The 25,055-nt window shown below is 68.9% G+C and carries 25 protein-coding genes and 1 pseudogene; 11 read left to right on the top strand and 15 right to left on the bottom strand.

Annotated elements, in window-relative coordinates; translation table 11 throughout:
* Positions 1 to 49 precede the first annotated feature (49 nt).
* The 4 genes from FHR84_RS10300 to FHR84_RS10285 all read right to left on the bottom strand — a co-directional run bounded on the left by FHR84_RS10300 (position 50) and on the right by FHR84_RS10285 (position 3,852).
* A complete protein-coding gene (locus FHR84_RS10300) occupies positions 50 to 241 on the bottom strand; it encodes a hypothetical protein (RefSeq protein ID WP_179535420.1) in 192 nt (63 codons plus the stop codon).
* A gap of 328 nt (positions 242 to 569) precedes the next feature.
* Entirely contained in the window at positions 570 to 1,496 is a 927-nt protein-coding gene (locus FHR84_RS10295) for a lipid kinase (protein ID WP_179535230.1), read from the bottom strand.
* A 193-nt stretch (positions 1,497 to 1,689) separates the two neighbouring features.
* Positions 1,690 to 3,363 (bottom strand): APC family permease, encoded by a 1,674-nt coding sequence (locus FHR84_RS10290; protein ID WP_179535229.1) that lies wholly within the window; start codon positions 3,361 to 3,363, stop codon positions 1,690 to 1,692.
* A gap of 279 nt (positions 3,364 to 3,642) precedes the next feature.
* A complete protein-coding gene (locus FHR84_RS10285; protein ID WP_179535228.1) occupies positions 3,643 to 3,852 on the bottom strand; it encodes a DUF397 domain-containing protein in 210 nt (69 codons plus the stop codon).
* A gap of 139 nt (positions 3,853 to 3,991) precedes the next feature.
* On the opposite strand from FHR84_RS10285, the pseudogene FHR84_RS22380 reads away from it, so the two are divergent.
* Positions 3,992 to 4,174: pseudogene (locus FHR84_RS22380) on the top strand (helix-turn-helix domain-containing protein); the annotation flags it as partial.
* Between the two features lie 446 nt (positions 4,175 to 4,620).
* Here FHR84_RS22380 and FHR84_RS10280 read toward each other — a convergent pair.
* From FHR84_RS10280 to paaI, 5 genes are all read right to left on the bottom strand, one after another.
* A complete protein-coding gene (locus FHR84_RS10280) occupies positions 4,621 to 4,842 on the bottom strand; it encodes a hypothetical protein (RefSeq protein ID WP_179535227.1) in 222 nt (73 codons plus the stop codon).
* A gap of 22 nt (positions 4,843 to 4,864) precedes the next feature.
* The gene (locus FHR84_RS10275) at positions 4,865 to 6,541 is read right to left on the bottom strand and encodes an APC family permease (protein WP_179535226.1); all 1,677 of its coding nucleotides are present in this window, start codon (positions 6,539 to 6,541) and stop codon (positions 4,865 to 4,867) included.
* Between the two features lie 93 nt (positions 6,542 to 6,634).
* Complete coding sequence (locus FHR84_RS10270; protein WP_179535225.1) at positions 6,635 to 7,246, bottom strand: TetR/AcrR family transcriptional regulator; 612 nt, start codon at positions 7,244 to 7,246, stop codon at positions 6,635 to 6,637.
* A gap of 82 nt (positions 7,247 to 7,328) precedes the next feature.
* Positions 7,329 to 8,585 (bottom strand): phenylacetate--CoA ligase PaaK, encoded by a 1,257-nt coding sequence (paaK, locus tag FHR84_RS10265; RefSeq protein ID WP_179535419.1) that lies wholly within the window; start codon positions 8,583 to 8,585, stop codon positions 7,329 to 7,331.
* Between the two features lie 89 nt (positions 8,586 to 8,674).
* On the bottom strand, positions 8,675 to 9,112 hold the full coding sequence (paaI, locus tag FHR84_RS10260; protein ID WP_179535224.1) for a hydroxyphenylacetyl-CoA thioesterase PaaI: 438 nt from the start codon (positions 9,110 to 9,112) through the stop codon (positions 8,675 to 8,677).
* 250 nt (positions 9,113 to 9,362) lie between these two features.
* Between paaI and paaZ the strand changes: the two genes are divergently transcribed.
* From paaZ to paaE, 6 genes are all read left to right on the top strand, one after another.
* Positions 9,363 to 11,408, top strand: a complete 2,046-nt coding sequence (gene paaZ / locus FHR84_RS10255; RefSeq protein ID WP_179535223.1) for a phenylacetic acid degradation bifunctional protein PaaZ — start codon at positions 9,363 to 9,365, stop codon at positions 11,406 to 11,408.
* A gap of 94 nt (positions 11,409 to 11,502) precedes the next feature.
* On the top strand, positions 11,503 to 12,471 hold the full coding sequence (gene paaA / locus FHR84_RS10250) for a 1,2-phenylacetyl-CoA epoxidase subunit PaaA (RefSeq protein WP_179535222.1): 969 nt from the start codon (positions 11,503 to 11,505) through the stop codon (positions 12,469 to 12,471).
* On the top strand, positions 12,468 to 12,821 hold the full coding sequence (paaB, locus tag FHR84_RS10245) for a 1,2-phenylacetyl-CoA epoxidase subunit PaaB (RefSeq protein WP_246300413.1): 354 nt from the start codon (positions 12,468 to 12,470) through the stop codon (positions 12,819 to 12,821). The genes paaA and paaB overlap by 4 nt, the downstream gene beginning before the upstream one ends.
* A 180-nt stretch (positions 12,822 to 13,001) precedes the next feature.
* Entirely contained in the window at positions 13,002 to 13,892 is an 891-nt protein-coding gene (paaC, locus tag FHR84_RS10240) for a 1,2-phenylacetyl-CoA epoxidase subunit PaaC (RefSeq protein WP_179535221.1), read from the top strand.
* Entirely contained in the window at positions 13,886 to 14,425 is a 540-nt protein-coding gene (gene paaD, locus FHR84_RS10235; RefSeq protein ID WP_179535220.1) for a 1,2-phenylacetyl-CoA epoxidase subunit PaaD, read from the top strand. The genes paaC and paaD overlap by 7 nt, the downstream gene beginning before the upstream one ends.
* Entirely contained in the window at positions 14,426 to 15,520 is a 1,095-nt protein-coding gene (paaE, locus tag FHR84_RS10230) for a 1,2-phenylacetyl-CoA epoxidase subunit PaaE (RefSeq protein ID WP_179535219.1), read from the top strand. It abuts the gene before it with no gap.
* 296 nt (positions 15,521 to 15,816) lie between these two features.
* On the opposite strand, the gene FHR84_RS22865 is transcribed toward paaE, so the two are convergent.
* From FHR84_RS22865 to FHR84_RS10215, 4 genes are all read right to left on the bottom strand, one after another.
* Positions 15,817 to 15,945 (bottom strand): hypothetical protein, encoded by a 129-nt coding sequence (locus tag FHR84_RS22865; protein ID WP_281361288.1) that lies wholly within the window; start codon positions 15,943 to 15,945, stop codon positions 15,817 to 15,819.
* Between the two features lie 135 nt (positions 15,946 to 16,080).
* Complete coding sequence (locus tag FHR84_RS10225; protein WP_179535218.1) at positions 16,081 to 17,025, bottom strand: sporulation protein; 945 nt, start codon at positions 17,023 to 17,025, stop codon at positions 16,081 to 16,083.
* A gap of 337 nt (positions 17,026 to 17,362) precedes the next feature.
* Positions 17,363 to 17,569: a hypothetical protein gene (locus tag FHR84_RS10220; protein ID WP_179535217.1), complete on the bottom strand. Its 207-nt coding sequence runs from the start codon at positions 17,567 to 17,569 to the stop codon at positions 17,363 to 17,365.
* Between the two features lie 178 nt (positions 17,570 to 17,747).
* The gene (locus FHR84_RS10215) at positions 17,748 to 18,365 is read right to left on the bottom strand and encodes a YigZ family protein (RefSeq protein ID WP_179535216.1); all 618 of its coding nucleotides are present in this window, start codon (positions 18,363 to 18,365) and stop codon (positions 17,748 to 17,750) included.
* A gap of 220 nt (positions 18,366 to 18,585) precedes the next feature.
* Between FHR84_RS10215 and FHR84_RS10210 the strand changes: the two genes are divergently transcribed.
* Together FHR84_RS10210 and FHR84_RS10205 are read left to right on the top strand one after the other, a co-directional pair.
* On the top strand, positions 18,586 to 18,786 hold the full coding sequence (locus FHR84_RS10210; protein WP_092525653.1) for a hypothetical protein: 201 nt from the start codon (positions 18,586 to 18,588) through the stop codon (positions 18,784 to 18,786).
* A 210-nt stretch (positions 18,787 to 18,996) separates the two neighbouring features.
* On the top strand, positions 18,997 to 20,178 hold the full coding sequence (locus tag FHR84_RS10205; RefSeq protein WP_218862626.1) for an FAD-dependent oxidoreductase: 1,182 nt from the start codon (positions 18,997 to 18,999) through the stop codon (positions 20,176 to 20,178).
* A 379-nt stretch (positions 20,179 to 20,557) separates the two neighbouring features.
* Here the strand turns inward: FHR84_RS10205 and FHR84_RS10200 are convergent, their stop codons facing one another.
* Both FHR84_RS10200 and FHR84_RS10195 read right to left on the bottom strand, forming a co-directional pair.
* Positions 20,558 to 21,388 carry an aldo/keto reductase gene (locus tag FHR84_RS10200; RefSeq protein WP_179535215.1) on the bottom strand — a complete coding sequence of 277 codons (831 nt, stop codon included), beginning with the start codon at positions 21,386 to 21,388 and terminating at the stop codon, positions 20,558 to 20,560.
* A gap of 296 nt (positions 21,389 to 21,684) precedes the next feature.
* Complete coding sequence (locus FHR84_RS10195) at positions 21,685 to 22,941, bottom strand: MFS transporter (RefSeq protein ID WP_179535214.1); 1,257 nt, start codon at positions 22,939 to 22,941, stop codon at positions 21,685 to 21,687.
* A 503-nt stretch (positions 22,942 to 23,444) separates the two neighbouring features.
* Here FHR84_RS10195 and FHR84_RS10190 point away from each other — a divergent pair.
* Positions 23,445 to 24,422, top strand: coding sequence for a hypothetical protein (locus FHR84_RS10190; RefSeq protein ID WP_179535213.1), 978 nt, complete (start codon positions 23,445 to 23,447; stop codon positions 24,420 to 24,422).
* Positions 24,422 to 25,042, top strand: a complete 621-nt coding sequence (locus FHR84_RS10185) for a zinc finger domain-containing protein (RefSeq protein ID WP_179535212.1) — start codon at positions 24,422 to 24,424, stop codon at positions 25,040 to 25,042. Before FHR84_RS10190 ends, FHR84_RS10185 begins: the two co-directional genes overlap by 1 nt.
* Positions 25,043 to 25,055: the final 13 nt, after the last annotated feature.

Here is a 25,055-nt window from a genome sequence, read left to right as displayed (position 1 = left end):
GGAAGCTCTCGGGAACCGGCCACCGGGTGGTTCCGGTCTCCCGGAGCTCCTACTCCGAACTCGCTCCGGCGGCTTTCTCGAACTCGGGGGCCCAGACGTGCCAGCTGGACAGCTCTATCGGGCACTGATAGGCCACCAGTCTGCCGTCCGAGGAGTTGACCAGTGTTTGCGCCTGCTGCTTGTCGATGATCGCGCGGTGCGAGCACACGGTGCAGCGTGGCGCGTTGCTGTAGTTCCACATCGTCAACGAGGTAGTCCCTCCGAGGTCGGGGCCGGCCGGTTCGGCGACCGGTCTACCGGTTCGACTCCGCCGAATCCACCCGGCCGGTTCGTGTGTGCCGAACGGCACCTTCGGAACTCCGCCTGCTCCGCTCGCGCGGGTGGTTGCTTGGTGGAACCTCTCGCTGCGGGGGCGCCGGTATCGGGTAGCGGCCTGCACGACGTCGGGGCCGTCCGCGCGGGAGCACCACGGGAGACCCCGCGGCGGTGCCGGCGGGCAGCGTGGACGCTCCGGCGCTGCCCGCGCCGGAGAGCACCGAGCCACGCGAGCCGAGACGGAAACTCGCCCATCAACCGCCGTCGACCCAGCTGCGGGGAACGGCGACGTGCAGCGCGTTGCGTGCCACGGACACTTCCTGCGGGGTGCTGGCGACCAGTTCGCCGTCGATGTTGATCGGCAGGTCCGGCTTGGTCTCGATCCGCACCCGCCGGGTCCGGATGTGCTCGGCCTGGTCCGTTTCGAGCAGCTCGGTGCTCTTGAACTTCCGGGCGACGGTGAGCAGCTCGCGGACGTTGCCGTGCCTGATCACCGTTATGTCCAGCGTGCTGTCGTCGATGCCGGAGTCGGGCACCGCCAGCTGCCCGCCCCCGAAGTAGCGTCCGTTCGCCACGGAGACCTGCATCAGGCTGTTGTACTCCCTGGCCTCGTGGTCCCCGTCGGGAAAGCTCAGCCGGGCGGGGAACGGGCGGTGCCGCATGAATCCCTTGGCCGAGGCGATCGGGTAGGCCAGCGACCCGATGCGTTTCTTCAGGGTCGGCGACATGGCGGTGGCGACGTTGGATCCGATGCCGATCGACGCCCTGTTGGCGTAGTAGTTGTTGCCGCACAGGCCGAGATCGATGTCGACGACCTTGCCGTGGGCTATGGTCCGGCACGCCTGTTCCAGGTCCGTGGGGATCTCGAGCGTGCGGGCGAAGTCGTTGGCCGTGCCGAGGGGAAGCAGGCCCATCGGCACCCCGGTGTGCGCCAGTACGTCGACCACCGAACTGATGGTCCCGTCGCCGCCGCCGATCACGACGAAGTCGTGCCCGTCGTCCACGGCCGAACGCACCGTCTCCACCAGCCGGGCGGGGTCCCGCAGCGGATAGGTCGTTCCGAGGGGGACCCCCTGGGCGGTCAGGCTCCGAATCGCCTGGGAGTAGGCGATGCTGCCGGTGCGGGACAGCGTGTTGACCACCACCGCCACCCTGTTCACGGTTTCGCCGTTCGTGGACACCACTGCTCCTGTCGGGTCGGCTGCGCCGGACACTTCGCAGTGTATGCGGGCAGCCGCGCGTGCTCCCCGGCGTGTGGTGCGTGCTACTCGCGGTTCCCGTTGACGCGGGGCAGCGGGCGGGACGAGAAGCGGGGGCGGGGTTCGCGCGTGGCGACCCCGCCCCCGTGCGTTCTCCGACGGTGCGGCCGCGTTCTCAGCTCGCGGTCGTCGGGGCGTCGGTCGGTGTCTTCTCGATGTAGGTGACGGCCCGGTGCGCGGGCAGCCGCACGGACATGGAGTAGTAGTAGATCACCACGCTCCACACGGCCAGTACCACGGCGCCGAGACCGAGGCCGATGGGCCCGTCACCGCCTCCGAGGAAGCTGGCCCCCGCCTCGGCGGTCGGGTCCACCTCACCGAAGTAGCTGAACACCATCACCCCGGCGAGCCAGATCGGGAACCACGAGCCGGACCTGAAGTCGATCGGCGGGGTGTCGTGGTTGGTGACCGCGTGGTAGACGGCGAAGACCACGTAGCCGACCAGCAGCCCGATCAGCATCTTCTCGTTGATCGACCAGCCGGACCAGAACACGAGCAGGCTGGAGGCGAAGAAGCCCAGCAGCGGGATGGTGTCCCCTCCGGGCAGCCGGAAGGGGCGGTGCTGGTCCGGAAGCTGGCGCCGCAGCGCTCCGACGACCAGGCAACCCGGTGCGAAGGAGACGGCGAAGGCCGAGGTGATGAAGCCGATGAACTTCGACCAGGCGGGGAACGGCAGGAAGAAGAAGCAGCCGACCACGAACATCAGCAGGATCGACACCCACGGAACGCCGCGGTTGTTCAGCTTGGCCAACGCCTGCGGTGCGTTGTCGTTGCGGGCGTTGGCGTAGGACAGCCTGGTGGTCACACCCGCGTAGATCAGCCCCGTGTCGGCCGGGGAGACGACGGCGTCGATGCGCAGCAGCACGGCCATCCAGAAGGCCCCCAGCGCGATGGCCAGGCCGGCCAACGGGCCCGCGTTCTCGGCGAAGGAGAGGTTCGCCCACCCGTCGCCGAGCAGCTCCTGCGGCAGCCCCGTGATGAAGGCGACCTGCAGCAGCACGTAGATCACCGCGGTGATCACGATCGACCCGATCAGCGCGAAGGGCACGTTGCGCTGGGGGTTGCTGGTCTCGCCCGCGAACTCGACGCCGTTGCGGAAGCCCAGGTACGAGAAGGCGATGCCCGCGGCGGGGATCGCGGTGAAGACGGCTCCCGGGCCGCTGGGGGCGAACCCGCCGAACTCGGTGAGGTTGCCCGGGTTGAACGCCAGGGCGAAGAGCACCACGATCACCAGCACGATCACCGCGAGCTTCCACCAGACGAGCAGGTTGTTCAGGTAGGCGAACAGTCGTACGCCGAGCACGTTGATCGCGCTGTAGAGCGCCATCAGTCCGATCGCCACGAACCAGCCCGCACCGTCGACGAGGTACTCGCCGTCGACCTTGGTCATCAGCCACCCCGCGTAGGGGTAGGCGTACTGCATGGTGGCGAGCACTTCGATGGGGGTGACCGCCGCGGCGGCCAGCCAATTGATCCAGCCGGAGCTGAAGCTGGCGAAGGAGCCGAAGGAGTAGTGCGGGAAGCGGATGACTCCGCCGACGACCGGAAACATCACCGACAGCTCGGCGTAGGAGAAACCGATCAACATGATCATGATCGCGCCGACGATCCAGGACAGGATCGCTGCCGGACCGGCGATTTGGGAGGCGTACAGGGCACCGAACAGCCAGCCGGAGCCGATGATCGCACCGACTCCGGTGAACAGCAGGCTGATCTTGTTGACGTCCCTGCGCACCCCGTGATCGAGCTGCACCTTAGCCTGCGTCGGTTGCGCAGTTGGTGTCGCCATCTATTCGCCCTTTCCATACCTTTGTGAGGTCGATAACTACCGTGAGCGTGGACTCTCTAGGATTCGAGCGGGCTCGTCAACACGAAACGGTTAGACTTTCAAGTCAATAAGTAACATTTCGTGCACAAAGGTATGTCGCTGCCTTATCGAACGCGCTGCGTGGACCCGGGTGAAGGCAGGAACGGGGTCGGGCGACAGCGACCACGACGTTCGGCACGGCGGCGCGCCACGAAGAAGTCCCGCCCGACGGCACATCGAGCGGGACTTCGCGAAGCGGGGTCAGCCGTCGAGGCGGTCGCTTTTGATCGCGTCGAGGAACTGTGTCCACGCGGTTTTGCCGAACGGCAGGACGGGGCTGTCGTCACCGAGTTTGCTGTCGGCGACGCCGGTGGCGGTGGGCACGTGCGCCACCATGACACACGCTCCACCGCCTCCGTTGCTGCGGCTGGACTTGCGCCAGCGAGCCTGACTGAAGTCCGGGGCGGTCATGTGGGTGCTCCTGGGGGTGAGGTTACGTCCTCTTCAGGAAGTACCCGTTGTATCGGCGACCGTGCGAGGGCCGGTCGGGTGAGGATAGATGGCCGTCAAGGAAAACGTCCCGACACCGGCGGGTATCGGGACGTCGGGCCGTAAACAGTACGAGAGCGGGGCGAGCATCCGAGCTCTCGCTGCAGTGACGGGCCGCTCGTGCGGTTTTGTCCATCGTGTGCTGATCGAGGCCGGTGTGCGGCTGCGCGGACCTGGAGGAGCCGGGCCTCGCCGCGGCACAGCAGATCAACCCCGCGTCCCCGAAATCTCGGCGTCCGCGTGACGCCACCCGGCAGCCCCGAGCGCTCGCGCTGTCGGGATCCTGTCACCAGGCCAGGGGTGTCCCCTTTTCCGTTCCTCCGCCGACGCCCTCCGGCTGGGCTGGTCCAGTACCCCGCGCGGAACCACAGACGACCAGCTGGCACTGCTCCAACACGCCCCGAGCACGAAATCCCACCAAGGAATACAGTACGGCCCACTCGCTTCTTGACCCTCGAAGGCCCCGCGACATGCCGCCGCTCCGGACGGACACCACGCTCACCGATCTCCAGCACTACGTCGCCGAGATGGAACTCGAACGGTTTCTCCGGCAGCACCGTGCTGGAGCAGTCCCTCAAACTCGGCGAGGAGCACGGAGAACTGTGCAAGGCCGTCCGCAAGCGGGAAGACCCCCGTCGAGCAGGGCTCGATCACCGGCACCGCCGACGAGGAGCTCGCCGACATCCTGATCTACCTCTGCGCCATCGCCAACCGCCTCGACACCGACCTCGGCGAGGCCCTGTGCGACAAGGAACGCGTCAACGAGGCCCGGACCTGGCTGTCGGCCCAGTAGCTGTCCCCGCGGATCAGGTCCGTCCACGACAGCGGGCAGAGCAGGAAGGACTCCCGTCTTCGACCGGGCCGGTCCGAATCCGCGTTGCTGCTCGAACCCCGGCCCGCCGGGCGCGCCACCGTCACGACGGTTTCGGAACGCTCACCCGGCCGTGGTCGGCGCGTCGGTCGGTGTCTTCTCGATGTAGGCGGCGGCCCGCCGGGAGGGGAGCCGCACGGCCATGGAGTAGTAGTAGATCAGCACGCTCCAGCCCGCGATGACCAGCGCGCCGAGCCCCACACCGATCGGGCCGTCCCCACCGGGGAGGACCAGAGCCGGGTCGGCGGTTTCGTTGGGCGTCACCTCGCCGAAATAACTCAGCGCGAGTATGCCCAGCAGCCACACGGGGAACCACGAGCCGGACCTGAAGTCGATCGGTGGTTTCGCGTGCTTGCCGAACAGGTTGTAGGCCGCGAAGACCACGTAGCCGACCAGCAGCCCGATCAGCATCTTCTCGTTGATCGACCAGCCGGACCAGAACACGAGCAGGCTGGAGGAGAAGAACGCCAGCAGCGGGATGGTGTCCCCTCCGGGCAGCCGGAAGGGGCGGTGCTGGTCCGGCAGCTGGCGCCGCAGCGCTCCGATCACCAGGCAACCGGGGGCGAAGGAGACGGCGAAGGCCGAGGTGATGAAGCCGATGAACTTCGACCAGGCGGGGAACGGCAGGAAGAAGAAGCAGCCGACCACGAACATCAGCAGGACGGACACCCACGGCACACCGCGCCGGTTGAGCCGGGTCAGCACCTGCGGTGCGTTGTCGTTGCGGGCGTTGGCGTAGGACAGCCTGGTGGTCACACCCGCGTAGATCAGCCCCGTGTCGGCGGGCGAGATTATCGCGTCCACCCGCAACAGCCAGGCCAACCAGACCACCCCGAGCAGCAGGGACAGCCCCGCCAGCGGCCCGGCGCTCTCCGCGAAGGTCAGCTGGTGCCAGCCCTGCCCCAGCACGTCCTGCGGCAACCCCGTGACGAAGGCGATCTGCAGCAGCACGTAGATCACCGCGGTGATGATCACCGATCCGATCAGCGCGAAGGGCACGTTGCGCTGGGGGTCGTTGGTCTCGCCCGCGAACTCGACGCCGTTGCGGAAGCCCAGGAAGGAGAAAGCGACCCCGGCGGCCGGGATCGCGGTGAAGATCGTTCCGAGTCCCTCCGGGGCGAACCCGCCGAACTCGGTGAGGTTGCCCGGGTTGAACGAGACCGCGAAGAACACGATGACGACCAGCACGATCACCGCGAGCTTCCACCACACCAGGATGTTGTTCAGCCGGGCGAAGACCCCCACCCCCAGGGCGTTGATCGTGCTGTACAGCGCCATCAGCGCTATCGCGATCAACCAGCCGTATCCGCTGACCAGGTATTCGCCCTCTACCGGGGTCATCAGCCACCCCGCGTAGGGGTAGGCGTACTGCATGGTGGCGAGCACTTCGATGGGGGTGACCGCCGCCGCGGCGAGCCAGCTGATCCATCCCGCGCTGAAGCTGGCGAAGGAGCCGAAGGAGTAGTGCGGGAAGCGGATGATGCCCCCGACCACGGGGAACATCACCGACAGCTCGGCGTAGACGAAGCCGATCAACATGATCATGATCGCGCCGATGACCCAGGACAGGATCGCCGCGGGTCCGGCGATCTGGGAGGCGTACAGGGCGCCGAACAGCCAGCCGGAGCCGATGATCGCACCGACTCCGGTGAACAGCAGGCTGATCTTGTTGACGTCCCTGCGCACCCCGTGATCGAGCTGCACCGTGGCGCTGGTCGGCGAAGCGGCCGGTGTTCCCATCTGTCCACCCCATTCGAGTGACTGAAAACACCAAGGTGTTTGCCTAGCACTCTCGGTCACGTGGCGGTGCTCGGCAACACGGAGCAGCAGCGCCTACTGCCTGCGCCTCATCCCGTCGAAGGCGATCCTGGTCACGGTTTCGGCGATCTCGTCCTTGCTCAGTCCCTGCCGCGGTCGGTACCACTCGATGACCGAGTTCACCATCCCGAACAGCAGCCTGCTCGTCAGCGCGGGATCCAGGTCGGAGCGCAGGCTTCCCGCCCGTTCCGCCTCGGCGACCAGCTCACCGACGAGGTGGTCGAACTCCCTGCGGCGTGCCAGGGCCTGACGCTCCACTTTGCTGTTGCCCCGCACGCGCAGCAGCAGGGTGACGAAGGGGAGCTCGTCGATGAGCACCTCGACGCTGCGCCGCACCACGTGGTGCAGCCGGTCCATGGGCTCCCCCTCGCGGGACCGCGGTTCGTCGAGCACCGCGAACAGCGCGTCCAGGGCCCGGTCGACGCTCAGGCGAAGCAGCTCCTGCTTGCTCGAGACGTGGTGGTAGATGGCCGATTTGGTGATACCGAGCCGTTTGGCCAGGTCCTCCATGCTCGTGCCGTCGTAACCACGTTCGTGGAAGACCTTGACGGCGGTGCGCAGCAGGGAATCGAGGTCGTAACCGGGCTTCTTCCGTCCCGCGCCGTCGTTCGTGCTCGCGCCCACCATGTTCGTCAGTCTCGCAGTGCCGTTCCGGCGGCGTCTCCGGGCCCGGCCGCGGCGACGTCCGCGAGTCCCGTCGTCCCGGGCGTCATTCCTCGCGCAGGTCCACGACCCGTCGCGACTTGCCGACCGAGCGCTGCAACGTCTCGGGGGCCACGAGCTCCACCGTGGCGCTGACGCCCACCGCGTCCTTGATCGACGTGGCCAGCGTGGTGGAAGCGCCGGGATCCCCCGAGGCGGGGTCCCCCTCGGTCTCGACCCGGACGCACAGCTCGTCGAGCCGCCCGCTCCTGGTCAGTTCGAGCTGGAAGTGCGGGGACAGCCCGGGTTGTCGGAGCACGAGCTCCTCGATCTGGCCGGGGAAGATGTTGACTCCCCTGAGCAGGATCATGTCGTCGCTGCGTCCGGTGACCTTCTCCATCCGCCGCATCCCCGGCCGGGCCGTTCCGGGCAGCAGCCTGGTCAGATCCCTGGTCCGGTAGCGGATCACCGGCATCGCCTCCTTGGTCAGCGAGGTGAAGACCAGCTCGCCGTGCGTGCCGTCGGGCAGGCTCTCCCCGGTGGCGGGGTCGATGATCTCCGGGTAGAAGTGGTCCTCCCAGATGTGCGGTCCGTCCTTGGTGGTCACGCATTCGTTCGCGACTCCGGGGCCCATCACCTCGGACAGGCCGTAGATGTCGACGGCGTCGATCCCGGCGGACTCCTCGATCTCCGCGCGCATCTCGGTGGTCCACGGTTCGGCTCCGAAGATGCCGATGCGCAGGGAGGTGCTTCTGGGGTCGATCCCCTGGCGGCGGAACTCGTCCAGCAGCGTCAGCATGTACGAGGGCGTGATCATGATGATCTCGGGCCGGAGGTCGCGGATGAGCCGGACCTGGCGCTCGGTCATGCCCCCGGATGCGGGAATCACCGTGCAGCCGAGCCGTTCGGCTCCGTAGTGCGCTCCCAGCCCGCCGGTGAACAGTCCGTACCCGTAGGCGATGTGCACCTTGTGGCCGGGGCGTCCGCCCGCTGCCCTGATGGAGCGCGCCACCACTTCGGACCAGATGTCCAGGTCCCGCTCGGTGTAGCCGACGATCGTGGGGTTTCCGGTGGTGCCGCTGGACGCGTGAACGCGGCTGAGCCGCTCCTGCGGTACGGCGAACATCCCGACGGGGTAGTTCTCGCGCAGGTCGTCCTTGGTGGTGGTGGGGAAGTTCGCCAGGTCGGACAGTCGGCGGCAGTCCTGCGGCCGGACTCCGGCCGCGTCGAACTTGCGCCGGTAGCACGGCACGTTCTCGTAGGCGTGGTGCAGGGTTTCGCGCAGTCGTTCGAGCTGGAGCTCGGCCAGCTCGGAGCGGCTCATGCGTTCCGCCGGGTCCGGATCCGCGCGTCCGTGCGCGGTCCCGGCCGCTCTCGTCTCTCCGGTGCCGGTTTGTCCGCGGATCGTCTCGGTCATGCTTCGCCGTCCTTTCGGGATTCGACGCTGCGGCTGTGCCCGCGGAACTCGGCCACGATCTCGGAGTCGGGTTCGCCGCGGAACACCGTCGTGTCGTAGATGCCGCCGCGTCCCCGGGTGTGGCGTTCGACGGCCCGGGCGTAGAGCACGTCGTCCTCGTGCACGGGCGTGAGGAAGGTGATCTGCGCGCCCGCGGCGACCGTGACGGGGCCGTGGCTGTTGCAGGCGCAGGCGAAGGCGGTGTCCGCGAGCAGGAACACGTAGCCGCCGTGGGCGATCGAGTGCCCGTTGACCATCTCGTGGGTGACGCGCATCCGGGTGAGCGCCCGGCCGTCGGCGGCCTCCAGCAGCTCCACTCCGAGCGCCTTGGATGCGTGGTCGTCGTCGAACATGGCCGCTGTGGGGGCGGCTATCGGTGCTCGCTCCGCGTCCAACTGGCTTCACCACCTCGAATACTGACCGAACAGTCGGTCACTCAATTTCGGTTGTCACCGGGAAGGCAGTGGTGTTTCCGCTGTTCGGGTCCCGGTTATGTCGTGGGCAGCTTTTGATTCGGTGATTGTGCACGAGCTTGTTCTACGTCACAATGCCTACTGACCGATTGGTCGGTTGGCAAGAGTGGGTCGAGTGCGCGAGCCGCAGGCTCGGCCGCCACGCAACGTGATTCCAAGGGAGAGCGCGAGGATGGAACCACTGCGCAGCTACACCGCGGGCCGGTGGCGAAGCCCCTCGGACGAGGGCAGCGCGCTGCACGACGCCGTCACCGGCGAGGAGACGGCCCGCCTGTCCACCGCAGGCATCGACAGGGCCGCCGCGCTCGCCCACGGCAGGGAGGTCGGCGGCCCCGCGCTTCGCGAGCTGACCTTCCACCAGCGCGCCGCCCTGCTCAAATCGCTGGCCTCGTACCTGAGGGAGCACCGGCAGGAGCTCTACGAGCTCTCGGCCCGCACCGGTGCGACCAGGGCGGACTCCAAGTTCGACGTCGACGGCGGCATCGGGGTGCTGTTCTCCTACTCCAGCAAGGGCAGGCGGGAACTCCCCAACGCCACCGTCCACACCGACGGGGGAGCGGAGCCGCTGGGCAAGCAGGGAACCTTCCTCGGGCAGCACATCGCCACCCCGCTGCGGGGGGTGGCGGTGCAGATCAACGCTTTCAACTTCCCGGTGTGGGGGCCGTTGGAGAAGCTGGCTCCGGCCTTCATCGCAGGGGTCCCCACGCTGATCAAGCCCGCTGAGCAGACCGCGCACCTGACCCACCGGCTCGTGGAGCTGATCGTGGAGTCGGGGATCCTGCCGGAGGGCTCGGTCCAACTGCTCTGCGGCAACGCGGGAGACCTGCTGGATCACCTGACCGAGCAGGACCTGCTCTCGTTCACCGGATCCGCCTCCACGGCACAACGGCTCCGCGCCCAGGACAACGTGGTGCGGCAGTCGGTGCGCTTCAACGCCGAGGCCGACTCGTTGAACTGCTCGGTCCTCGGTCCCGACGCCACGCGGGACACCGCGGAGTTCGACCTGTTCGTGCGGCAGCTGGTCACCGAGATGACGGTCAAGGCCGGACAGAAATGCACCGCTGTGCGCAGGGCATTCGTTCCGGAAGGGCGTGTCGACGAGGTCGTGGAGGCCGTCGTGGACCGTCTGGCCGGGATCGAGGTGGGCGATCCGCGGAACCCCGAGGTGGGCATGGGTGCGCTGGCCGACCTGGAGCAGCGGGAGGAGGTCCGGCGCGGTCTCAAGGGGCTGTTGGAGGCCGGACGGCTGGTCCACGGCGATCCGTGGAAGCCCTTCGACCCGGTGGACGCCGACTACGAGCAGGGGGCTTTCGTGCCCCCGATGCTGCTGCGCTGCGACGACCCCGAACTGCCCCAGCCGCACGAGATCGAGGTGTTCGGTCCGGTGGCCACGGTGCTGCCCTACCGGGACGCCGAGCACGCCGTCGAACTGGCCAACAGGGGAGGCGGGAGCCTGGTCGGCTCCGTGGTCTCCGGCGACACCGAGTTCGTCCGGACGGTGGTGCTGGGCGCGGCGTCCCGGCACGGCCGGATGCTGGTGCTCAACGGGTCCGACGCGGAGGAGTCCACCGGGCACGGCTCCCCGCTGCCGCAGCTGGTGCACGGCGGCCCCGGGAGGGCAGGCGGGGGCGAGGAGATGGCCGGGATCCGGGGGGTGCTGCACCACATGCAGCGCACCGCCGTCCAGGGAGACCCCGACACGCTCACGGCGCTGACCGGGCAGTGGGTCCCCGGGAGCACGCGGACCACCACCGGCACGCACCCCTTCCGCAAGTACCTGGAGCAGCTGCGGGTCGGTGACAGCGTCGTGGGCGGGCCGCGCGGTATCACCGCGGAGGACGTGCGGCACTTCGCCGACTTCACCGGCGACGAGTTCTACGCGCACACCGACGAGGAGGCGGCCGCGGCCAACCCGTTCTTCGGGGGGCTGGTGGCGCACGGCTATCTGGTGGTCTCGCTGGCGGCCGGGTTGTTCGTCGCGCCCGAGCCGGGGCCGGTGCTGGCCAACTACGGGCTGGAGAACCTGCGCTTCCTCACTCCGACCTATCCGGGTGACGAGATCACGGTGACTCTGACGGCCAAGCGGATCACGCCGCGGCACAACGCCGACTACGGCGAGGTGCGCTGGGACGCGGACGTGACCAACCAGCACGGCGAGTCGGTGGCGAAGTACGACGTCCTGACCCTGGTCGCCAAGGAGGGGACCACTTCCGGATGAGCCGGGGAGGGACTTGTGCCCTCCCCCGTCGCCGACGGGAATCGGAACCGGAACCGACCGGGCGGTCGGTTCCTATCGGGAGAGGTGAAGCGGTGTGAGCACCGAAGAAGCCACGGTCACCGCCGAGCGGGAGTTGCAAGGCCACTTCGAGGACAAGATCGCCAGGGACCAGCGCGTCGAACCGCGGGACTGGATGCCCTCCGGGTACCGCGAGACCCTGGTGCGCCAGATCGCCCAGCACGCCCATTCCGAGATCATCGGGATGCAGCCGGAGGGGAACTGGCTGACGCGGGCCCCGAGCCTGCGCCGCAAGGCGATCCTGCTGGCCAAGGTCCAGGACGAGGCCGGGCACGGCCTCTACCTGTACTCGGCGGCGGAGACCCTCGGGGTCGACCGTTCGGAACTGACCGGCAAGCTGGTCTCCGGACGCCAGAAGTACTCCTCGATCTTCAACTACCCCACGCTGACCTTCGCCGACATCGGGGTGATCGGCTGGTTGGTGGACGGCGCGGCGATCGTGAACCAGGTGCCGCTGTGCCGCGCCTCCTACGGCCCCTACGCCAGGGCGATGATCCGCATCTGCAAGGAGGAGTCCTTCCACCAGCGGCAGGGCTACGAACTGCTCATGACCATGATGAGCGGAACCGCGAAGCAGCGCGCGATGGTTCAGGACGCCACCGACCGCTGGTGGTGGCCCTCGCTGATGATGTTCGGCCCGCCGGACGGGGACTCCCCGAACACCCGCCAGTCGATGGAGTGGGGGATCAAGCGGCACACCAACGACGAGCTGCGCCAGAAGTTCGTGGACATGACGGTGCCGCAGGCCGAGGCGCTCGGGGTGAGCCTGCCGGACTCGGGCCTGGTGTGGAACTCCGAGCGCGGGCACTACGACTTCTCCGAACCCGACTGGGCGGAGTTCCGGAGGGTCCTGAAGGGCGGCGGTCCCTGCAACACCCAGCGAGTGGAGCGCAGGCGCAGCGCGCACGAGGACGGAGCGTGGGTGCGCGAGGCCGCCGCAGCCCACGCGGCCAAGCAGGCGGCACGAGGGGAGGCGGCGGTATGACCACGGGACCGGACCGGGAAAGCACCGGGGGCGCGGAGGCCCCGGACGCGACGGGGGGCGAGGCCCCGCGGGCCGCGTGGCCGCTGTTCGAGGTCTTCGTGCGCGGCAAGCGCGGACTCAACCACGTGCACGTCGGTTCGCTGCACGCCCCCGACGAGGAGATGGCGCTGCACAACGCGCGCAACCTCTACACCCGCCGCAACGAGGGGGTCAGCATCTGGGTGGTGCGTGCCGAGCACATCACCGCGTCCAGCCCGGACGAGAAGGACCCGTTCTTCGCGCCGAACGGGGACAAGGTCTACCGGCACCCCACCTTCTACGAGATACCGGACGACGTCCCGCACATCTGACTGAGATTTTCTGTTCGCCCTTGATTCGGTGCTCGCTTGGCGGAACCTCTCGCGGCGGCGCCGGTGGGCAACGTGGTCGTTTCGGCACCTCCGGCGCCGAAGCACCACGCCAACCATCAACACGACAGGACAGGGAAGCATCAGTGAGCACAGCGGACGTCGCCCCGGGAGGTTAACGTCATGTCCTTCGACAACGCTTACGAGGCCATCGCCGAAGCGCACCCGGAAGGGGACGCGCGCTGGGCCTTCGGGACCGGCTTCGAGGATCCGCTGTCCGGGGTGGACACCACCGTCCCGGACGGGATCGACCGGGCCGATCTGGCGAGCTACTGCCTGATGCTCGGTGACGACGCGCTGGTCCTCGCGCAACGGCTCACCGAGTGGGTGACCCGCGCCCACGAGCTGGAGGACGAGGTGGCGCTGGCGAACATAGCGCTCGACCTGCTCGGCCAGGCACGCATGCTGCTGGCACGCGCGGGAACGGTCGACGGAAGCGGCCGGGACGAGGACGCGCTGGCCCACTTCCGGCCCGAGGACGAGTTCCGCAACGTGCGGCTGGTCGAGCTGCCGCGGGGGGACTTCGGCAGGACCGTCGCCGCGCTGCTGGTGTTCTCCACCTGGCGACTGGCCCTGTTGAACCGGCTCACCGGCTCGGCCGATCCGGTGCTGGCGGCGGTGGCGGCCAAGGCGGTCAAGGAGGTCGCCTACCACCGCGACTACGCGGCCCGCTGGGCCGTGCGCCTCGGGGACGGCACCGAGTACTCGGCCGAGCGACTGCACGCGGGGTTCGCGGACGTGCTGCCGTTCGCCGAGGAACTGTTCACCCCGCACGCGGTGGAACACCGCCTCGAGCGGGACGGTGTCGCGGTCGATCCCGCTGCGCTGCGCCGGGAGTTCGACGAGGTGCTCGACCAGGTGTGCGCGCGGGCCGCCGCGACGCGGCCCGAAGTCACCCCGGTGGGCACGCTCGCGGGCAGAGCGGGCCGGGACGGGATCCACACCGAGCACTTCGGCTACCTGCTGGCCGAGATGCAGAGTCTCGCCCGCAGCGATCCGGAGGCGACATGGTGACCGGCGGCGAAGTCGACACGTCCGCGGCGCGGGCCGTGGCCGAGACGGTCACCGACCCGGAACTGCCGATGCTGACCCTCGCCGACCTGGGCGTGCTGCGCGACGTCCGTCCGAGCGGGGACGGCGGGGTGCTGGTGACGATCACGCCGACCTACTCCGGCTGCCCCGCGCTGACCGAGATGCGCTCCGACCTGCAGCGCAAGCTGAACGAGGCCGGTTTCGACGACGTGCGGATCCGCACCGAGCTCTCCCCGCCGTGGAGCAGCTCCTGGATCAGCGAACGGGGCAGGCGCAAACTGGCCGAACACGGCATACACCCCCCGGACGACTCCTCGGCCGGAGCCGCGGGGATTCCCGGTACCGCAGGGGGGCCGGTCCCGCTGACCCTGGAGCCACCGCGGCGGCGCGTCAGCTGTCCGAGGTGCGGATCGACGCGCACGGAACGGACCTCGGAGTTCAGCGCGACCGCGTGCAAGGCGCTGTACCGCTGCCTGCGCTGCCTGGAGCCCTTCGAATACTTCAAGGAGATCTGAGTGCCGACGCCGACGGTTTCGAGTCCGAGGACACGGGGCGACAACGCCTTCCACACGCTGCGCGTGGCCGACGTCGAGAAGCTGTGTGACGACGCCGTCGCCGTCACCTTCGACGTGCCCGCGGACCTCGCCGAGCTGTACGACTTCCGGCCGGGGCAGTCGCTGACCCTGCGGCGGTGGACGGCCGAGGGAGAGCACCGCCGCAGCTACTCGATCTGCGCTCGGCGCGGCGAACGCCTCCGCATCGGTGTCCGCCTGGTGCCGGGGGGGATGTTCTCCGGCTGGCTGACCGGCGAGGTCGGTGTGGGTGACGAGGTCGAGGTGCTGCCCCCGTCCGGGCGGTTCACCCCGGAACCGGACACCTCGGGAAGGCACGTGCTGATCGCGGCCGGATCCGGGATCACCCCGGTGCTGTCCATCGCCTCCTCGCTGCTGGCCGAAACCGGCTCCACGGTCACGGTGGTCTACGGCAACAGGCGCAGCGACACGGTGATGTTCATCGACGAACTGGCCGATCTCAAGGACCGGTACCCGGCCCGGTTCGAACTGGTGCACGTGCTCTCCCGCGAGCCGCGCGAGTCGGAGCTGGTCACCGGGCGGCTGGACGAGGACAAGCTGCGGGGGCTGCTCGGCACGCTGATCCCGCTGGACGGTTCGGAGCGGTGGTGGCTGTGCGGGCCGTACGGGATGGTCGACGCGGCCGGGCGCGTGCTCGACGGGCTGGGGGTCCCCCCGGGCAGAGTGCGCCGCGAGCTGTTCTACGTGGACGAACTCCCTCCCGAGCCCGTGCGGCACGAGGAGAGGGCCGGCGACGGTTCCGCGGGCACGGGCAGGATCACCCTGGACGGGCGCACCACCGAGGTCGCGCTCGACGAGGGCACCCCGGTGCTCGACGCGGCGCAGCGGGTACGCTCCGATCTCCCGTTCGCCTGCAAGGGCGGGGTCTGCGGAACCTGCCGGGCCAGAGTGACCGAGGGGCAGGTGCGCATGCGGCGCAACTTCGCCCTCGAGCAGTCCGAACTGGACGACGGTTTCGTGCTGACCTGCCAGGCGCTTCCCGTGTCGGAGACGGTGGCGGTGGACTACGACGTCTGAGTGGGAGCTTTTCGGCGGTGCCGGTCGCTCGGTGGGGTTGCGTGGCGGAACCTCTCGCGGGCTCTCGCTGCGGGCTCCTCGACATCGGGTAGGCACCTACACAACGTCGAGGCTGTCCTCGCGAGAGCACCACGAGAGAACCCGCGGTCGGTCGGGCGGCTCAGGCTCAGAGCGCTTGGGTCGGACGGTGTCCTTCTTCCGGGAGCTCCTGTCCGGGTTCGCAGCGGCTCGATTGGGCCGCTCGCGACGCAGGTGGCTGCGCGCCAGCGGCCCAACACTCCCGAGGCGCCGATTGCTCACTCCTCCTGCATCGACTCGCCCAGGTCCTCGACGAGGTCTCCCAGCTCGGAGGTGACGCTGCCCTCCTCGGCCGCGTCCTCCACCATGTCCCCGATTCCCTCGAGTGCTTGGCCGAACCAGCTCACGGCTTCCCCTTCCCTTCGGTGGATCTCCGGTTTCCCGCTTCGCCCTGCGGTGCCGACCGCTCGGTCGTACCGGTCGTCGGTCAAGCGGCGAAGCCGCTCGCGACCACCCGAGCGAACCGAGCCGCCGACCTTCCTCTACTCCTCGTCGCCCTCCTCCTCGTCGCCCTCGAACACCTCGTCGAGCATCATTCCGCCGACGGCTCCCGCCGCGACTCCGGCGGCTCCGGCGGCGACCATGCCTCCGATCCCGGAACCTCCGGAGTGCCCCGAGTGCTCGTGCTTGCCGTGGGAGTCGTGGCCTCCGCCGAAGAAACCGCCCGCGGACTGGGCGACGGCCTCCAGCCAGCCACGGATCTCGGAGGTCCAGTCGGTGTGGACCGCTTCCTCCTGGGAACGGTGGATCCTGCCGAGCGCGTCCCCGCCCGAGGTGAACAACCCGCCGCGCCGGTCGGCCTCCAGCACGACGTCGACGCTGTCGGCGCGGGTGACGAAGGTCAGCTCGACCTCGTTGATCCGGCCGGAGAACTCCGGCGGGGCGAAGAACTCCAGTTCCTGGTAGAAGGGGAACTCCTGGGCGATCCCGCTGAGCGTGCCGTGCTCCACGTCGGCGCTTTTCAGCTGGGCCCCCATGCCGAACAGCGCTTCGATCGCGGGGAGCTGGCAGGGCAGCGGTTCCACGTGCAGCGGGTCCATGTCGCCGGTGTCGACCGCGCGCGCGACCGCGACCTCGGTGCGCACGCCCACTCGCATCCCGGGCAGCGGTTGCCCCCGCAGCGCGGTTATCGGAGTCTCCCAGGGCAGGGGGATCTCGAACGGGATGTTCGTGTGCTGCTCGGCTTCCAGCTGGAAGTCCTCCGCCACCGTCAACCGCCGGAACTCCAGCGCCCCCTGCTGGTCGTCGGCGGTCTCGACCTGGGCGATCAGGATCAGGTCGATCCGCTGTATCCGGGTGCTGCCGCTCGCCCCTCCGATGCGCACCTCACCGGAAACGCCGCCTCCGGGGTGGCAGGCTCCTTCCCGTAGGACGGTGTCCACCGAGGGGCCGCCGATGCCGACCGCTTGCAGCATTCGTTTGAACATGTCCGGTCCTTCCGTAGCGGGCCGTTTCGCCGGGTTCGACGGCGAATTCGTCGCGCGAACGGAAGGGTTCCGTGAAAGGTTCCCCCGGCGTGGCCACGTCCGGTGATCGTTACTTCATCGTGAGGCAGTGCCGGGCCCGCGGGCCGTTCCCGGTGCGGGCAGCGCTGAAGTGACCACGTCGCTCACCGGCAACGCCGGGGGTTCTCAGCCGGTGGGCTCGCGAGGACGGCCCCGACGTGCCGTAGTGGCTGCTCGATGTCGAGGGGCCCGCGGCGAGCCCCCGGCCGAGGTTCCCCCACCCGACCCGCCGAGCAGGCCGAGCCGCGGGCTCTCCGGGTCAGTCGGCGAGGTTGGCGACCGCCTGAGCCCAGCGGAAGTACTTGTTGGTCCCCAGGTCCCGCACCGTGCGGATCCCGAACGCGTCTTCGAGCAGCTTGGCGTCGTTCTCGCTGACACCCTGCAGGGCCGATACCGGGGCGTCGGCGAGCTCGGAGATCGTCTTCTCCTCGTAGGCCTTGTTCAGTTTCTCGGCGATGTCGGTCATACGACTCCTTCGGACGCGTGTTTCCGGGGTGGGTCGATCACCCCCGGGCGTTCCTAACACGCAACGGAGTCGGTCGGACACGGAGATGTTGATCTTCTCACGTCCGATTCGTCCGAATGCGGGACAGTGCGAGGTCCACTGTGGATGAAATGTCGACGGTGGACGCGGGCGGGGGTCGTCACTCGGCCTCGGCGAAAACGACATCCCCCACGGCGATGTCCGCGGAGCCCCCGGTGCTCTCGGTGACCCACTGCCGGAACTCCTCGAGCGAGTCCTCGGCGATCGGCACGTCGAACTCGGCGCGCTGCCCGTAGCGGACCTCGCCGGGCACGTGCCCGGCGGCACGCAGCTCGTGGTCCAGTTTGCCCGCCAGCGAGTGCTCCACCGTGACGACCACCGTCCGGGCGCGCAGGCGCCGCACCGTCCCCGCCGTTTCCAGCGCCGTGGTGACGGCGGTGCCGTACGCCCTGATCAGGCCGCCGGACCCGAGCAGCACTCCGCCGAAGTACCGCACCACCACCGCGACCGTGTTGGTCAGCTCGTTGCGGCGGAGGACCTCCAGGATGGGGACGCCGGCGGTTCCCGAGGGCTCACCGTCGTCATTGGACTTCTGGCTCTCCCCCGAGTCACCGAGCACGTACGCGTAGCAGTGGTGCCGGGCGTCCGGGTGCTGTTTGCGGCACCGCCCGATGAACTCCCGAGCCTCTTTCTCGGATTCGACGCGTTCGAGCGAGCACAGAAAGCGCGACTTCTTCTCCACGAGCTCGGCGGATCCCGCGTTTCGAATGGTGCGCATGTTTCCTTCCCGTTCTCGGTGGCCCGTTCCGTCGCCGCTCCGCGGCGAACGGAACCGAAGGCAGGCTCACGGCCGGAAACCGTGACAGCGGTCACCCCTGGTCGGATGTGATCTCCGGCACCTCGTGTGAGCGGTGTTTATTCCCTGCGCACGTGCCTGAATCACGGGAGCGGTGGGTGCGATTTTCGTCGCGTGGAGCGGGCACGTACCGTCCATTCTCATGGAGCAGTCATCGAGTCCGTTGGAGCCCGGCACGCGTGTGCGCGCTTCGTTCGGTCGCTTTCAGGATCAGATCGGGACCGTGGTCGAGACCGCGACCGGTCTGCCGGACGTGTTCGACGGTCCCGTGCTGTGGGTGCGCTTCGACGGGGACGAAGAACCCGGGTTGGTCGCCGGTCGTTTCCTCGAGCGTACAGGCTGAACGGTAACGCCGGTCGGCGGCGACCCGGGGCCCCGGACCGGAGACGGCGGCGAGCGGCACGCGTCGACCCGCGTGCTCGGCCGGACAGGTGAACCGGGTGATCCGGATGTGAGCAAGGATAATGACTCCGTCCGAGACGTTCCGGATAAAATCGGCGTCGCAGGCGGGCCCGGGGTGGCCCACGGCGGTCGACCCGCCCACTCTGCAGGGATGCCGGTTTTCGAACGGACGGAGACGATGCGGGTTCTGGTCATCGGGGGAGGCGTAGGCGGACTCGCCGTGGCCAAAGGCCTGCTCGACAAGGGGCACCGGGTTCGGATCTACGAGCACGCGGACCGGCTCCGGGACGGTGGGGCCGGGGTGACCATCTGGAGCAATGGTACGGCCGCGTTGAGCGGGCTGGGGATCTCCCTCGAGGGCGTCGGCCGTCAGCTGCACAGCCTGCGGGCCATGACCGCGGCGGGCAGGATGCTCTGGGAAGCCGACCTCGACGAGGTCACGGAGCGTCTCGGCGCTCCCACGGTGGAGATTCCCCGGCGTGAGCTGCTGAACAGGATGGCGGAGGCGCTGCCGGGAGGGGTCTTCCGCTTCGGCAGGCGCTGCGTCGGTGTCCGGGAGTTCGCCGACCACGTCGTCGCCGATTTCGAGGACGGCGGCTCGGAGACCGGGGACGTGGTGGTCGGCGCGGACGGGCAGCGTTCGATGGTGCGGCGCACGGTTCTCGGCGGGGAGCCCGCGCGGCTGACCGGCTGGGCCAGCTGGCAGGGGCTCACCTACAGCGACCTCCCGATAGCGCACGGTTACCAGACGCTGAACATCGCCGGGCGGGACGGGCACTGCGGGCTCATCCCCGCCGGGGACGGTCTGCTCCACTGGTGGTTCGACATGCCGTGGAGCGAGGACCACCCCGAGCTGACGGTCTCGGACCTGCGGGCCGCCTTCACCGGCTGGCCGGATCCGGTGGAGGAGCTGTTGGCTTCCGTCACCGACGAGGACCTCGGTTTCTTCCCGCACATCCGGCACCAGGTCCCCAAGGTGTGGGGCGGGCCCCGCACCACGCTGATCGGCGACGCCGCGCACGCCATGCCGCCCGCCGTGGCCCAGGCCGCCAACCAGACCATGGAGGACGCCTGGCTGCTCTCCTCCGCGCTGTCGCGCGTGGAGGGGGACCCGGAACCGATGCTGCGGGACTACGAGCAGCAACGTCGCCCCAGGGTGGCCAAGGTTTCCCGCACGGCCGCGCTGACCTCGGCGCAGCGGCGCACCCCGTTGCAGCGCATCGGCAAGTTCCCCGGGTGGATCGCCACCCGCAGCCAGGTGATCTCGCTGCGCTCCGGCAGCAACATCCTGCGCGGTCTGGCGTATCCCTCCGTGAGCGTGGGCGTGGCCTGACCGAGGTCTTCTGTTCAGGTTGATCAAGTGGTTCCGTGGCGGAATCTCCCGCGGGCTCTCGCCGCGGGTGCCCCGACCTCGGGTAGCGGCCCGCACGACGTCGGGACCGTCCTCGTGTGGGCACCACGGGAGAACCCGCGGCGGTGCGAGCTGCTCGGGTGAAACTTTCGGCGCCGCGGGCGCCGAAGCACCACACCAGCCATCAGCATGACAGGAAAGCATCAGTGAGGAGTTTTTCGGGCCCTCCGGAATCCTCCGGAACCCGCGGGCACGGCGGGGCCCGGCCCCCTCGCGGTGGAAGCACGAAGAGCGGGGCGTGCCGCGGCACGCCCCGCTCCGGCAGAGGAAACCGCCCCGCCCGCGCGGGGGCGGGCGGAAGTCACGCCCCGAAGACGTCCGGGTCCGGACCGACGCGGTTGCCGGTCTCCAGCTCGCCGATCGCGGCCATGTCGTCCTCGCTGAGCTCGAAGTCGAACACGTCGAGGTTCTCCCGCACCCGCGAAGGAGTCGCCGACTTGGGGATGGCCACGTGGCCCAGCTGGACGTGCCAGCGCAGCACGACCTGAGCGGCGGACTTGCCGTACTTCTCGGCCATCGTCCGCAGCCCGGAGTCCTCCAGCAGACCCTTGCCCTGTCCGATGGGGCTCCACGCCTCGGTGACGATGCCGTTCTCGGCGTGGAACTCGCGCAGCTCGGACTGCTGCAGGTTGGGGTGCAGCTCGATCTGGTTCACGGCGGGCACGATGCCGGTCTCGTCGAACAGCCTGCGCAGGTGGGCCTTGTGGAAGTTGGAAACCCCGATGGCCTTGGCCCTGCCCTCGGAGTGCAGCTTCTCGAACGCCTTCCAGGTGTCCACGTAGGCGTCCTGACCGGGCATCGGCCAGTGGATCAGGTACAGGTCGACGTAGTCCAGCCCGAGCTTGCTCAGGCTGTCGTCGAACGCGCGCAGCGCGTTGTCGTAGCCCTGACCGTCGTTCCACAGCTTGGTGGTCACGAACAGCTCATCACGAGGCACTCCGGACTGGGAGATGGCCTTGCCGACCCCCGCCTCGTTGCCGTAGGCCGCCGCCGTGTCGATGCTGCGGTAGCCCGCCTCGACAGCGGTCTGAACCGGGGCGACGACCTCGTCAGACGGGATCTGGAAAACGCCGAAACCCAGCTGCGGCATCTTCGCGCCTGTGTTGAGCGTGATGTTCGGAACCTGGTTCATGCGGTTTTTTCCCTTCACGAATGTCGACTCGTGGCACGCCTCGTCCGAACGGGCGTTGTGGACGCGCCCGTTCGGACGAGGCGGCACCATTCCGGTCAACCGATGGAATCGATCAAGCATTCCCGGCGGGGCGATTCCAGCACGTTCCCCTTCAGAGCGTCGGCGGCTCGGTTTGCCTGGCGTGTCGATCGGGTGGTGACAAGCGGCTGCGCCGCTTGCTCGACGGCCTGCCCGTCCCGGCTGAGCACTCGCCCGACCCGCGTGGGCCTTGCGCACCCGGCGCGCCCGCGCCGGGCTCAACCGCTCCGGTCGCCGGGGCCGCGCCCCGCGTCCACCGGTTCCGCACCGCCCCGGGCGGGAGCGGTGTGCCTGCCGTGCACCTCCTCCGTGGAGGTGGTTCCCGCGGCGTGGCCCAGCCGGTCCAGCCTGCCGGACAGTGCCGCGAAGGCCAGCCCCACGAGCGCGAGTATCGCGCCGACCCAGCTCGGGGCGATGAGCCCGAAGCCCGCGGCGATCACCAGCCCGCCCAGGTAGGCGCCGAGCGAGTTGGCGATGTTGAAGGTGGACTGGATGCTCGCCGACCCCAGGGACGGAGCCTCCTTGGCCTGGTCCAGGATCCGCGCCTGGATGCTCGGTATCGCGGCGAAACCGGTCAGGCCGACGAGGAAGACGTTGGCCGCGACGAGGACCGTGTTCTCCGCGGTGAAGGTGAACATCATCAGCACGATCGCCAGTGCGGTCAGGAAGCCGTACAGCGTCCGCATCGGGGAGTGGTCGGCCAACCTGCCGCCGAGCACGGTCCCCAGCGTCATACCGGTTCCGAACAGGGCGAGCAGCACGGTCGCCCCCACCGGGGTGTAGCCGCTCACCTGGACCAGCAGCGGCTTGATGTAGCTGTAGAAGGAGAACATCGCGCCGAAGCCGAACACCACGACCGCGAAGGCCAGCCACACCTGCGGGCGCTTGAACGCGGTCATCTCGCCGCGCAGGCTGGCCTCGGTCGGCTTGGCCTGGCGCGGCACCAGCGCGCTGACCGCGACGAGCGCCACGGCCCCGATCAGCGCGACGAAGCCGAAGGTCCAGCGCCAGTTGATGGCCTGCCCCAGCAGGGTGCCCAGCGGCACGCCGATGATGTTGGCCACGGTGAGACCGACGAACATCATCGAGATGGCCCGCCCGCGCTTGTCCCTGCTGACGAGGCTCGCGGCGACCACGGCGCCGATGCCGAAGAACGTTCCGTGCGGCAGCCCGGCGATGAACCGCGCGCCCAGCAGCGAGAGGTGGGTGGGGGCGACGACGGACAGCAGGTTGCCCACGATGAACAATCCCAGCATGCTCAGCAGCATGGTCTTCCTGCGCACGCGCATGCCCGCGACGGTGAGCAGCGGTGCGCCGACGACGACCCCCAGGGCGTACAGCGAGATGTATCCACCCGCGGCGGAGATCGTCACGTCCATGTCGGCGGCCACTTCGGGAAGCAGCCCCATCATGACGAACTCGGTGGTGCCGATCCCGAACGCCGCGATGGCTAGTGCCAGCAGGGCAACAGGCAACGCTTTCTCCTCCGGTGTTGCGCGAACACGCCGACAGCTTCGTACGCCGCGGGACTCATCGGGTCCTCACCGGCGGTTGAGAGATCGGGTGGCAGTCGACTGAGCGTGGGCCCTCGGCCCGGACCGTTCATGATCGATTCGGGTCGCGCGTCGTCGCGCATCCCGGCACACCACAACGTTACCCGTTCCGGGTTTGTTCCTGCATCGATTATGAACGCTGCCACGTACGTGATCGGTCCTGTTTCACCCGACCGGATGACAAGACTGGGGTGGTGTCGCACGAGCCTCCGCGGGGATGAGGCAGGGTGACTCCCGAGACGTCACCCGGTGGCGGGGAATCCGCTCACGAGGCAGCGGGGCCCGCCGCCCGAGCACCTGCGACAACCCCGAGCGGAACACCTCGGCGCGACGTGGCCCGAGTTCGGCTCACGTTGTCGGAGCCCCGTGTCCGCAGGTATAGCCTGTCCCGGCACGGCGTGTGACACCGATGGAGGAGTCGTCCTATGGATGGTGCGCTTTCTGTTGGGTGGGACGGCTGGACGGCCGTCCCGATCGAACTGGCTCTGGACAATTCCGTGAGCCTGCAGGCCCGAGCAGCGTACGCACTCATCCAGGCCAACGGCCGCGTTCGACTGGACGACCTGGCATCGGCGGGGGCCGCCGATCCGATAGCGCTGGTGGCCGAGCTGGAGCGGAGCGGTTGGCTCACCGGGGCCTCCGAATCGGGCAGCGTGCGCTGGACGGTGCACTCCGGTGCCGTCTCCCGTGGCGAGCGCACCACCCTGGCCACCGAGGTCACCGCCCCGGTGGCCAAACAGGCTCCGCAGCGCGAGACCGAGCAGGAGTCCGCGGGCGATGCCCCCTCGGCGAACACGATGACCTCGGAAAGCATCGTGCGCCAGTGGGCCGAGCAGCAGAAGACGCCGTTCCCCGACTCCATACTGGAGAAGCTGGCCAAGGAGATCCGGTCCAAGCGGGAGCTGTCCCCGCTGGCGAACACCGGCGACCTCATAGCGGCCCTCAACATCTGGAGGGACAAGAAGGCCGCCCCCAGCAAGTTCCCCGAGTGCTACGGGGAGGCGCTCCAGCGCTCCGCGCGGGACGTGTACGACAGCTCCTCGAACGCGGAGGTCGCCAAGAGCTCCGCGAAGCCCGCGCGCCCCGACGGCTCCGAGCAGCGGAAGGTCACCATCCCGGACTCGTCGTCCGGCGGTGCCGTCGCGCGCACGCGACCGCTGCCGGGGCACTGCGGCAACCCGGAGTGCGACAACGGCTACATCGAGCAGGACGACGGGCGGGTGCGGAAGTGCCCGAAGTGCCTGCCCGAACCCACGTTCGGCCGCAGGGCCTTCGACCTGCCGAGGCAGGCGCACTACGTCGCCGCGCAGAACAAGCAGCGGCTGCGTGCGAGCATTCGTGAGCGGGAGGACGATTCCAGGGTCGTCGATGTCGACGGGTCCTCGAACGAGGAGGGAGCCTGATGGAGACCTACGAGCTGCCCGAGCTTTTCCAGCTCGTCGCCAGTTACGACAAGTCGTTCGAGTTCCTGGCCTATCCGAAGACGGAGCAGCAGCAGGGCAAGGCCGATCTCACGGCCGAGTCGTGGGCCGCGGCGCTCGGTGACATCCCGGCCGACTTCGCCAAGTCCGTTGTCGTCGAGCACTATCGGAGGAACTCCACCTCCGTGTCGACGAGCGTGATCCACCGGGAGTGGGTGGAGTACCGGAACCAGCAGATCCAGAAGGCGGAGAGCGCGGAGATCAAGGCGAAGCGACGCCCCTCGGCGGAGGAGTCGCTGCGCGGCTGGGAACGAGCCACGGCGGCGTTGCTGGAGGCCAGGGGGCAGGACCCCGACAACGCGATCGAGGACATCCGGGCGCGTCGGACGGTGCTGCAGGTCAAGTGCCCCGTCTGCAAGGCCCTTCCCGGGAAGGGCTGTGTGGTCAACACGGGCAAGCGGATCCAGCCCCTGTCGAACAACAACTCCCACCCGTCCCGCTTCGACGCGGCGGGGATCGAGCAGCAGCGTCCGACCATGCCGCCGCGCACCAGGGAGTACCGGGAGGAGATCCCCGGCGCCGCACCGATGCCCGAGGAGTAGGCCGCCGCACCGA

This window comes from Actinopolyspora biskrensis (assembly GCF_013408175.1).
GTDB classification, from domain to species: domain Bacteria; phylum Actinomycetota; class Actinomycetes; order Mycobacteriales; family Pseudonocardiaceae; genus Actinopolyspora; species Actinopolyspora biskrensis.
Note: the sequence above shows the minus strand (reverse complement) of the source record. Positions and strands in the feature narration are given on the sequence as shown.